At 57.9% G+C, this 10,011-nt stretch carries 8 protein-coding genes and 1 pseudogene; 7 read left to right on the top strand and 2 right to left on the bottom strand.

Going from position 1 to position 10,011, the window contains the following annotated elements; genetic code table 11:
• Nucleotides 1-909 precede the first annotated feature (909 nt).
• The 3 genes and pseudogenes from I6F28_RS37705 to I6F28_RS36680 all read left to right on the top strand — a co-directional run bounded on the left by I6F28_RS37705 (nt 910) and on the right by I6F28_RS36680 (nt 3,824).
• Nucleotides 910-1,344 (top strand): Hsp20/alpha crystallin family protein, encoded by a 435-nt coding sequence (locus I6F28_RS37705; protein WP_346656711.1) that lies wholly within the window; start codon nt 910-912, stop codon nt 1,342-1,344.
• Between the two features lie 553 nt (nt 1,345-1,897).
• On the top strand, nt 1,898-2,197 hold the full coding sequence (locus I6F28_RS36685; RefSeq protein WP_225143839.1) for a hypothetical protein: 300 nt from the start codon (nt 1,898-1,900) through the stop codon (nt 2,195-2,197).
• 347 nt (nt 2,198-2,544) lie between these two features.
• A pseudogene (locus I6F28_RS36680) lies at nt 2,545-3,824 on the top strand (ISNCY family transposase).
• 234 nt (nt 3,825-4,058) lie between these two features.
• Here the strand turns inward: I6F28_RS36680 and tnpB are convergent.
• Nucleotides 4,059-4,361 carry an IS66 family insertion sequence element accessory protein TnpB gene (gene tnpB, locus I6F28_RS37700; protein WP_225131468.1) on the bottom strand — a complete coding sequence of 101 codons (303 nt, stop codon included), beginning with the start codon at nt 4,359-4,361 and terminating at the stop codon, nt 4,059-4,061.
• A complete protein-coding gene (locus I6F28_RS37995) occupies nt 4,337-4,636 on the bottom strand; it encodes a transposase (protein WP_063710717.1) in 300 nt (99 codons plus the stop codon). Before I6F28_RS37995 ends, tnpB begins: the two co-directional genes overlap by 25 nt.
• 608 nt (nt 4,637-5,244) lie before the next feature.
• Between I6F28_RS37995 and I6F28_RS36660 the strand changes: the two genes are divergently transcribed.
• The 4 genes from I6F28_RS36660 to I6F28_RS36645 all read left to right on the top strand — a co-directional run bounded on the left by I6F28_RS36660 (nt 5,245) and on the right by I6F28_RS36645 (nt 9,929).
• Nucleotides 5,245-5,895, top strand: coding sequence for a hypothetical protein (locus I6F28_RS36660; protein ID WP_225143838.1), 651 nt, complete (start codon nt 5,245-5,247; stop codon nt 5,893-5,895).
• Between the two features lie 482 nt (nt 5,896-6,377).
• Nucleotides 6,378-7,154 carry a cupin-like domain-containing protein gene (locus I6F28_RS36655; protein ID WP_081494001.1) on the top strand — a complete coding sequence of 259 codons (777 nt, stop codon included), beginning with the start codon at nt 6,378-6,380 and terminating at the stop codon, nt 7,152-7,154.
• Nucleotides 7,147-8,124, top strand: coding sequence for a threonine/serine dehydratase (locus I6F28_RS36650; protein ID WP_225143837.1), 978 nt, complete (start codon nt 7,147-7,149; stop codon nt 8,122-8,124). Before I6F28_RS36655 ends, I6F28_RS36650 begins: the two co-directional genes overlap by 8 nt.
• A gap of 1,220 nt (nt 8,125-9,344) precedes the next feature.
• Entirely contained in the window at nt 9,345-9,929 is a 585-nt protein-coding gene (locus I6F28_RS36645; protein ID WP_225143835.1) for a DUF3141 domain-containing protein, read from the top strand.
• The last annotated feature ends 82 nt before the right edge of the window (nt 9,930-10,011 follow it).

The following is a 10,011-nucleotide window of genomic DNA, read 5'->3' as shown; positions in this document are numbered from 1 at the left end:
GCGTGACTTTCGGTATTCGTTTCAATAAACAGCGCTCGAAGTACAGAGCCGTCGAGGTCAGGCTGATCGATTGAAATATCGCGCATCCTGCTGCAGGCGTGCGCGTTACATAACATCCATAGCGCAATAGCAACAATGGATCGTGCATGAGTTCATTTGCGGGAACCAGACACCTAGTCATGGACGTTTGCGACGCTCGCGCTCGGAAGCGCGACGCTAAGCTAATCGATAGGAATTGTCTTCATTGTCAATGCCGAGCAGACAGCCAAGCTCGCCCGTGCATATCCGCTTAAGCGATCCCGATTGAGCAAGCGCTACCAAATGAGATAGGTTCGCCATGTTGCCGGTTGTGGTACTTTCCGAAGCCTCTTGGTCGCATCTAGACCACGCAGCGCGCTGCGATCCTGTTCAGACGGGGAGACGTTGAATGCCCGCGAGAAGTCCCGAGTACGAGAAACGCGAACGGAAGTCAGATCCAGAGCGCGAACGGGCCGCCCGGGCATCAGCCGGAGACAACAGACCTGTTCGGTGCGGCATTGAAACACGGTCAAAGCTGGCTGCTTCCTCTCTGCACGCTCAGGCCAATCTTCTGAAGAATCTTGCCAATTCCAAAACTCTCTCGGACGTAATGAAGTGCCATCTGGATTTCGCGGAGCGGCTCTGGTCGAAATCGTTTAACGAAAGTGACAGATAATATGTAAAGCGGGCCCGTCATCTGCGGCAAAGGTGAGCAATTCGCCGACGTGAAATCGCGCGCTATTCCCTCCGAGGTGAAAGAGCTTTTGGCAGGCCGATTATTCTTATACGGACTATCGGCGCGCTGCACGTCGCGGACTGCCCAGGAAGTCAGCAACGTCGTCACCTATTGGACGAAATCAACTGGCGGCCGGTCGGCCACGACTAATTCTCTTGCGACCGAAAGCGTCAAACTTCCATGGAGAATTGATCACGGCAACTGAAACCAAAGACCTGTCGCGAAGTTCGACCAACGATCCCGCCGTCGCGGGCGAGATATGGCAACCATTTTCGGCATTCAGAAGCGAGATCGATCGGATTTTCGACGATCTCGGTGGCCGCTTTTGGAACCAGCCAGTCCGCTCGCTCGCGCGCCTCAAACGCGATCTTTGCAAGAAGCTTTCGGCCCCGGCGGTCGACGTGACCAAAAGCGACAATGCGTACGAGATAACGGTCGAACTACCTAACCTCGACCAGAAGAATATCGCAGTCAAGCTTACTCATGGTGGTCTTAGTATCAGGGGCGACAAGCGAGATGAAACCTCTTCGCCCTACCGGACGGCGTCAACTCCGACAAGATCGAGCCCACTTTTAAGTACGGTGTACTGAATGTCGTTCTACCGAAGACCGAAGAGGCGCAAGAAGGCAGCCAAGACCATCAACGTCAAGGCGGCCTAAGGCTTCGCTGGGGCGAGGCTGTGCCCCCAGCCTCGCTCATCCTGCAAGTCCCCAGCATCGGTGAGGCGGCCTTTCATGCGTACACATCTTATCGCGAGCAAAGACCTCCTCTCGTGACGCCACACACCACAATCCAAAGAGCAGCCAATATCCTGCTCTGGATTCATGTCAGCGCGCCGGCCTCTCGTCAACGACGTTGAAACTGCTTCAAAAAGTGACTTTTGAAACTGTTTCGAACAGTGACTTTTGAGATTGGCGCACCGGTTCAAGTAAGCCGCATGGCATCGTCAACTTGATCAACCGCTGAGTCTCAGAGATTCGAGAGCAATGGCGCTTATCGTCGTGTATCGCACCAAGTCGCAAAGCAGGCGTGCAGAAGACGGAAGTCGGCAGTGACGGCTCCGGGATATTAAGAGGCAGGCCTCGAGCGGAGCTCAGCCATTAGGCCATCTGCTTAAAGTATTGTTCGTTCCAGGCTCCGGAGGTGGAGTGCATCGGCAAGGGCAACGCAGGAGCAGAGCCAGATGTCTTCCTTGGCCTTATCCGCTACTGCGGGTCGACCGGCGACGGTCCGGTTCATCGTGAAGCGCATGACGGAATGGAAACTCCTGATGCGCAAGCCGAGACGTTGCGCAAAAACTGGCGGCTCACGCACGCGCCATTTGATGAAGCGTCATATACGCGCGATTTGAATACACTCAGACGTCCATTAGATTACACCCGTTGTCGGATGTTCGACGAGTCGGACATGGAACGCAGCGATTCGGAGGTGCGCGTTGTTTAGAAAGATATACTGCTCTGGCACGTCGTTTGCTCCACGATGTACAACAACGCGCCCGGCTATTTAGGCCCCTCTAATGACAGGGCTTTCCGAATGCTCGCCGGTCCTGATGCTTCCGTCGTTCCAACAACTCAATAACAGATGACTGAGAACACCTGCCGAGCTGCAAAGCGTGGGGTCCGGCGACAGCGAACATTAGCCTAGAGGGGCGCGACGACCATGGACAGATTGTACGGGCATGATGAAGGCTCTTCGTACCGGGCCAGACGTTCGCTCCCGAAACAGAATCGTTTTTCAACGTTCGGGATTTCAGCGCAGCCGCTCATTGGGCCATCGAACGGCTCACTGATATGCTGTCGGGTAACGACGTTGAAGGTGTGCGTCTGCAAAGACCGGTCGATCTGATGGCCCGCGCCCGCAACCTCATGACGGCGGCGGCAGGCGTGCGCTACCGGCGTTCGGATCGCGAAGAAGGCACGGATATTGGACGAGTTCGTCGACATCACCGGATCCCATCGCAAGCATGCGATGCGTCTACTTCGAAACAAGGAAGACGCACGCCAAGGCCGACGGGGGCGACGTCGGATCTACAATGAAGCAGAACACACCGCGCTTTGTGCTGCTTTGGGAGCATAAGACCGGATCTGCGGGAAGCGACTGAGGGCGTTAATGCCTGCGCTGATCGAGGCGATGGAACGCCACGGGCACCTCGACCTTGCCCCTGAGATGCGTGCCAAACTTTTGGCGATGAGCGCTGCGACGATCGATCGCGCATTGGTGCAGGTCCGAGAAAAATTAGGTCGCAAGCGCCGGCGGCACACAGCACATTCCCTGCGTCGCAGTGTTCCATGATACCGTGTTCGTGAACGAGACGCTGAAGGCCTACTGCGAAGCGGCCGACATTGTCTCCCCGCGTTGTCGTCCCTACCGGAAGAATGACCAGGCGTTCGTCGAGCAAAAGAACGGCGCCGTCGTGCGCAGGATGGTCGGCTATCGTAGGTTCGAAGGCCTGGAAGCGGCCGAGCTGCTGGCCGAAGTGTATCGATCAGCGCGGCTGTTCGTGAACGTCTTGCGACGGTGCTCGTGTACGCAAGACATACCGCGCGTCAGCAACGCCTCACCAACACCTGGCAGCAGACGCCCGCACGCCTGATGCTGTCCGCCATCATCTCAAGAAATCTATGCCGTTCTCGATCCGGTCGCGTTGTTGCGCGACATTCGCGACGGGCAGGAACGCCTCGCGGCCCTCGCGGATACCCAACCAATCGGCAGCCCTGCTGCGGCATCGCACTCGATCGATCGTTTCCTGGCAAGTCTACGCACAGCTTGGAAGGACGGAGCCATGCGACCAACGGATCGGCTACTCGTGAAGGCGAGAAGAGGCCGGCGTCGTCCCGACCCGCTCATCCGGGCAACGCCAGATTTGCGAAAATGGTTTGAAGCCGAGCCTTGGCGGAGTGGCAGCGAACTGCTCTCGCGCCTGCAGGTGGAGTATCCTGGAGCCTATCCGGATCAAGCTTCGAACCCTTCAACATCGGCGGAAATCCTGGCGCGGCGAGCAAGCGAATGCGCTCTGTTCGCTTCAAGTGAGAAAATGCCGCCAGGGTATGAGGTGACAACGCCCCAATGACGTGCGAGGTGCCTGCGGAGGGAGGCCGGACGCTCCGAAACCCCGCCATCTCCGCACCCGGCCTCCTCCTCAACTCAGGCCAGGAGCAAAATAAATGAGGCAACCAATCGCGCCCGGGAGCATCGATATGTGAGGCAATACGCGCGTTCTCATCCCGATTGTCGCGCTATAACCGGCAACCGATGGCTAGATGAGCTTCCCTCTCTCGAGTATTTTTGTGAACAAGCAGGCTCCCTAGCCATCGTTCCAGATCGCCTTCACAAGGTCGCTGCGGCGACCGCGGAAGACGAACAGATGACCGCTGAGCGGGTCTTTGTGCAGCACCTCCTGCGCTTGGAGTGCCCGCGACGGAAAGCTTCTGCGCATATCCGTGTAGCCTGTCGCGAGCCACATTCGCACATTCCCCGTATAGCAATCATCGGCATCCAAGCAATCGAGGACCTGCGCCAGCGCCTTCGGATCGACGTGCGCATCCCCCCAGATGCACCATCGGTTGCCGAGATCGATCTCTATCAATCCAGTACGCGCGGCTGCCACGGAGCGAACTCCGCCCTCAACCGCAGGCAAAAGCTTCGGAGTTTCCTCAGCCGATCCGCCACGGCGGCGATCTGCACCGGCGTAAAAGATGGTACAACTTGTTCCGACGTCCGTGCTTGTCGATGCCAAGTAAACACCAGGCTGGCCGCTACTCCGTTGCGACGCGCAACCTCAGTCACCTTCGCGCCCGGCGCTAACGTCTCGACAATCCGCGCCTTGTTGTCCTGCGACCAGCGCCGCCGCCGCTTCCGTCCGCCCAAAACCTCGACCCGCATCGCCTGACGACCTTAAAGCTAGACTTAAGGTCACACGCTTCGCGAATTACCATCCGTCACGCAAGACGGCCCCCTTCGGATGCGTACCTCTCGAAATCCGGCCTGACTTCAGCTCCCCTGTTGCCGCCCCGAGGGGCTGACATCACACAAGCGAATATCGTCTGGCGAGCGATCGGCGCTCAGAGCGATGTGATCACCGCAATGGCAGTGGACTAGAATGCGGCGCAATCCCATCTCGCGCATCTCGCCGAACGTGATCTTGAACGGCCGGCCATCGGCTTCAGTGCGCGCGCGGTGACGAACCGCGGCTCGATCGCGAGCGCTGGCCGCCGGAGGCGGGCATGCCGTGATTAGAGCGCCATCGTAAGTACCTCGCAATTATCTATCCCTAACCGAGCGAATAAGCCTACGAGATAAGGTAGTTGAAGTATTGCTGTTTGCACGGCACCTTCCAGCCTGGATCCAGCGCTCAGGCGATTGTCACCTTACCAACCCAGTGGTGAGCTGAACCGGGGACACGAGCTCGCCCCCGGGGAACCCAGAGTGCGACTCCGAACAGACCACACTCGCCAACCAATCTGCGTCAGTAACTAACGGAGAATTACCCAATGGATTATGAAACGCTTGTGGATCTATCGCAGGACTTGCTGGTCATCACGGCGAGATTCCAGGAGCAGCTCGAGGATGTGGCAGACCAGATCGACCTCACGACGCGCTCTGGCGCACGAGTGTCGAGATCGCGGGCGAGGCGCGCATTGCGCGACGAGAACCTGTCCCGTGCTCGTCTCGATCGTGCAGCTCGCTCAGGGTTGCGGGCCGTTCGCGTGGCGCGCTCTCTGCGCGACGAAGAGTTGCGGGCCGAGCTCGCAGATCGTGCGGCGCGCTCGTTGCGGGATGAGGAACTGCGGGCCGATCGTGTAGCGCGCTCCCTGCGCGACGAAGAGTTGCGGGCCGAGCTCGCAGATCGTGCGGCGCGCTCGTTGCGGGATGAGGAACTGCGGGCCGATCGTGCAGCGCGCTCCCTGCGCGACGAGGAGTTGCGGGCCGAGCTCGCAGATCGTGCGGCGCGCTCGTTGCGGGATGAGGAACTGCGGGCCGATCGTGCAGCGCGCTCCCTGCGCGACGAGGAGTTGCGGGCCGAGCTCGCAGATCGTGCGGCGCGCTCGTTGCGGGATGAGGAACTGCGGGCCGATCGTGCAGCGCGCTCCCTGCGCGACGAGGAGTTGCGGGCCGACCTCGCAGATCGTGCGGCGCGCTAGTTGCGGAATGAGGAACTGCGGGCTGATCGTGCAGCGCGTTTGACGCGACGAAGGGAGTGAAATGGCTGTACTTGCAGCGCGTGTGGCGCGTGAGCTGGGAACGGTGGCCGCCCGATGGTGGCGCGATTTCCAGGCGGTCTAGAATTGTGAAGTAGTACAGTGCTCACTCCATCCGAGAAGCGAGTGGGCCTCCTCCTGAATTTGGAGGTCCGACCGCATATCTCCATGAGGAATACTTCATCCGCCATCGCATCGAGGCGACTAAGCGAATCCTTCTCACCGCCAGAATCGATGTGCCGGCTGTTGCTTCGCATGATCGAGGAGGACCCCGATAGTAACCGTTTCTGGAGGTCACTACGCCACGGAAGAGCTGAACCAGGACATCCTTTATAGGCGTGACCTTAAGCAGAACGGCCACAGTGATGAAGTCATAGACGAAACTCCTCCACTCGGTGCGACAGAGTTCAAATTTAGGAGCGATCATGAATCCGTCCGTGGTTAACAGAGCGTGGCTGGAGACCGCGCAATCGATCGAAAGCATCGCTACTCCGAGTGCAGAGGAATTTTATCGACGATTTGTGCGTCCGGCGCTTCCGGTCGTCATCAAAGGCGCGGCATTGACCTTGGGGGCTATCGAACGTTGGAGCTCCGGCTACTTAAAGGCAGCAGCAGGCCATAGGCGGGTGCCCATCGAATTCTCTCCGGACAAAGAGTTCGCAGTCCCAGAGCGAATTGGCAAAGATCAAACCCACTCGACCTTCGGCCGCTTCGTCGATTATCTGCTCTATGGCGACGTAGCCAGTCAAACGACCTATTATCTCGCCCAGATTGATACGTTGCGGTATCTCCCTGAACTTGTGGGTGATGTCGTTCGTCCGCCGTTCGCCCCACTCGCGAAGATAATGAGGCCTCCATACTTATGGATGGGAATTGGCCGTAACGCCTCGAAGCTGCATTACGATTCCTACGACAACCTGTATGCAATGATAAGCGGTCGTAAGCATATTACCTTGTTCCCGCCGGCGGATCGCAGGAATCTCTACCCATATAATGACCATCCTAAGCATCGTCACTTCAGTCGTTTAAACCTTCGCCTTCCAGATCTCGATCGGTTTCCGAGATTGTTGAACGCGCGGCCTTTCGAATGCGTATTGTGTCGTGGCGATATTCTTTACATTCCCGAGGGGTGGTGGCACTATCTTCGGTCTCACGGCCTGAACGTTGCTGTGAACTGGTGGTGGATAGAAGGGCATGCCTGAGGGCGCTGGCGCAAGCCTTGTTGGTCGTATAGTTGCGGCTGAAGCTCGCATCCGATCACTCGTGAGGGAGACTTTCGTCGACCGTTCCCCAATTCTTTCGGGTTTGTCCGGGGGAGGGGAGGTGTGGCTCAAGTACGAGAATCTTCAGCACACGGGATCTTTCAAGGTCCGCGGCGCTCTCAACAAGATCCTGTCCCTCTCCAAAGACGATCTCGCCCGAGGCGTCATCGCCTCGTCAACGGGGAACCATGGACTTGGCGTCGCCTATAGCCTTTCCGCGCTAAAGGCACGCGGGACCATATTTCTGCCCACGACTGCCTCGAAATCCAAGATCGTCGCTCTTGAGCAGTACAAATCCGTCAAGCTGCAGTTTTTCGGCGCGGATGCTGTTACTTCCGAAGCGCACGCGCGCGAAGTCGCGGTCGTCCAACATAGGACATACATCTCGCCCTATAATGACTTAGACGTTATCGTGGGTCAGGGCACCATTGGCATTGAACTTGAGCGGCAATGCCCTAGGCTAGACGCAGTGTTTGTATCGGTCGGTGGCGGCGGCCTTATCAGCGGCATCGCTAGTTATCTCAAGCCCCTCCATCCTGAGCTCCGGATCGTCGGCTGCTGGCCTGAGAATTCCCCGGCACTGTATCTTGCGTTAAAGGCTGGAGAAATAGTGGATGTGTGCGAGAACCCTACATTGTCGGACGGTACTGCGGGCGGCATCGAAAGTGAGGCCATCACTTTCAATTACGCTAGAGATCTCATAGACGAGTGCGTCCTGGTTCAAGAAAACGAAATCGTGGACGCTATTCGGCTCGTGCTCGCTGGCCACAGGATGGCAATCGAAGGAGCCGCAGGAGTGGCGGTAGCCGGCTATCTGAAGACGGCGGAGCGATACGCTGGCCAGAACGTTGCCGTCGTGGTTTGCGGCGGTAATATTTCCTATGAGATGCTATGCTCAATCCTCTGCTAACAGAGCGGCCGGCTGTCGGCTTCAGTGCGCGTGCGGTGACGAACGGGGCGTGGCATGCCGCGATTAGAGCACGATCGTAGGTACCTCGCAAACTATCGATCCTAGCCGAGCTCGCACAAATAAGCCTACGAGATAAGGTAATTGAAGTATTGCTGTTTGCACGGCACGTTCCAGCCTGAATCCAGCGCTCAGGCGATTGTCACCTTACCGACCCAGTGGTGAGCTGAACCGGGGACACGAGCCCGCCCCCGGGGAACCCAGAGTGCGACTCCGAACAGACCACACTCGCCAACCAATCGTATTCCTCCATTGAGGACCGTCTTGTTTGACGAAGGCGAGGGCTGCAGGCCCTAGGGGTAATCCTAGGCTAGGCTAAGATCCACTGCGGGGCTTGCGGCGACCTTCTTGGCAACCGACCTTCCAAGACTAGCGTGCGGGGGGAACGAGCGGCGCCAGAAATCGCCGCCAAAGAAGTCTTCGAACAAGCGATCCACCTCGTTGCGCAATGCCTCGAGTGGGCGCCATGCTTCAGGAAAAAACGCGGGCTCACTAGCCTTCCTGGTGACGGGTAGTCTCGTCTCATTCGCCATGATCTAACTCCATGTTTGAGATCATTCTGGAAGGCGCAATCTCTGACTGCGCTGAGCGGACCAGGTCGTCATAGACCGTAATAGCAACCAATGTGCCAACTCGCCTCCTGATTGAGCGCTCATGTGTGAGACGAACATATTTGAGGCGATGGCTACGGGCGACCGGTCGAAAGTTTGGAAGATTGAGCAGGACCCATCTGAAATAATAGGTGGTCCCGGGGAATGCTCCCTAGGCATGCGAGGTGGCTGTCTAACAAAGACGACCCACAGCGTCCGATCTCTGACAAGCTTGGTTCTCAATCGGACAAACGCTGTGCAGCAGAACAGGAGGACGAAAGTTGCGCGGCCATCCTTCGTCTCGGCAGCAACAAGATGCCTGGCATCGGCTTTGCACCGAGAGATCTGGGAACGTCGTGGAAAGTCACCCTGCTCGCAAAACGTCCTGTTGAGGTTACGTGCTTTCTTGGTCACACTTTGACCTAGCTTGCGAGCAGTTTGTCGGATGAAAGACGCCATAGATAGGCAATCCGGCACCACAGCGCAATTCAGTATCACGGGGCGGCATCGACTCTAGAACAGAGGAGGTCAGGCCATGTCTGACTCGTTCCAGCGCTCCAACCTGGCCAGTCAATGGAAGCGCAACGTGCAGAATTCGAGCACGCGCTCACCGGCAGCCCATTCAGAATCTACGCTGATCGCATGGTCCAACAGGGCGCGAAGACCATCAACATTCTACAAGTTGCCTGGATACTGCGGGTCAAGCGCGGCTGCGAAATGGTCTTTACACGCCTACCCGAGCTCTTGGCAAGCGGCGAACGTCTAGCCAAAGATCTGAGGAACCTGCGTGACGATGGACGGCTTGGCGTTTCTTGGCGTGAATACATCCGCGACGCGGGCGAGCGCGCTATATTGCTAATCGATCTTCTCCGAGAGAGCGGCGACCTCTTCCTTGAACATGAGGCGGCAGGCTGTCCGCCGGTTCTTTTCTACGAGTACGAGAAGATCATGGACGGAAGGGATCTTCCCGTAAAGTCCAACTTCGTATTGCTGCGCATCATCCCGTCGCAAGATGTTACGGTCGATTACTCCCGTCGTCGGCCGTTTGTTATCATCCCTCCTCGTGCGGGACACACTGCGGGTGTGGGAGCCCACGAGCACGATAGTCAGCTCTGCCGCGCGGCAATCAGGGTGACAGTGGAGCGTCAATCAGGATGAGAGAGCTTCGCCGGGCTCGTGACGCAGGGAGGGCGTAGCCCGACCGGAGTTACGAGCCCGGCGTCGGCGCGATCCACAGGGG

Source organism: Bradyrhizobium sp. NBAIM14 (assembly GCF_020193895.1).
Taxonomy (GTDB): Bacteria; Pseudomonadota; Alphaproteobacteria; order Rhizobiales; family Xanthobacteraceae; genus Bradyrhizobium; species Bradyrhizobium yuanmingense.
This window is presented reverse-complemented; position numbering and strand designations above follow the sequence as displayed.

What these genes read in the sequence shown, in the direction of transcription:
- I6F28_RS37995 (WP_063710717.1), bottom strand. Translation starts at nt 4,636, where the DNA reads ATGCGGGTCGAGGTTTTGGGCGGACGGAAGCGGCGGCGGCGCTGGTCG.
- I6F28_RS36660 (WP_225143838.1), top strand. Translation starts at nt 5,245, where the DNA reads ATGGATTATGAAACGCTTGTGGATCTATCGCAGGACTTGCTGGTCATC.
- I6F28_RS36655 (WP_081494001.1), top strand. Translation starts at nt 6,378, where the DNA reads ATGAATCCGTCCGTGGTTAACAGAGCGTGGCTGGAGACCGCGCAATCG.
- I6F28_RS36650 (WP_225143837.1), top strand. Translation starts at nt 7,147, where the DNA reads ATGCCTGAGGGCGCTGGCGCAAGCCTTGTTGGTCGTATAGTTGCGGCT.
- I6F28_RS36645 (WP_225143835.1), top strand. Translation starts at nt 9,345, where the DNA reads ATGGAAGCGCAACGTGCAGAATTCGAGCACGCGCTCACCGGCAGCCCA.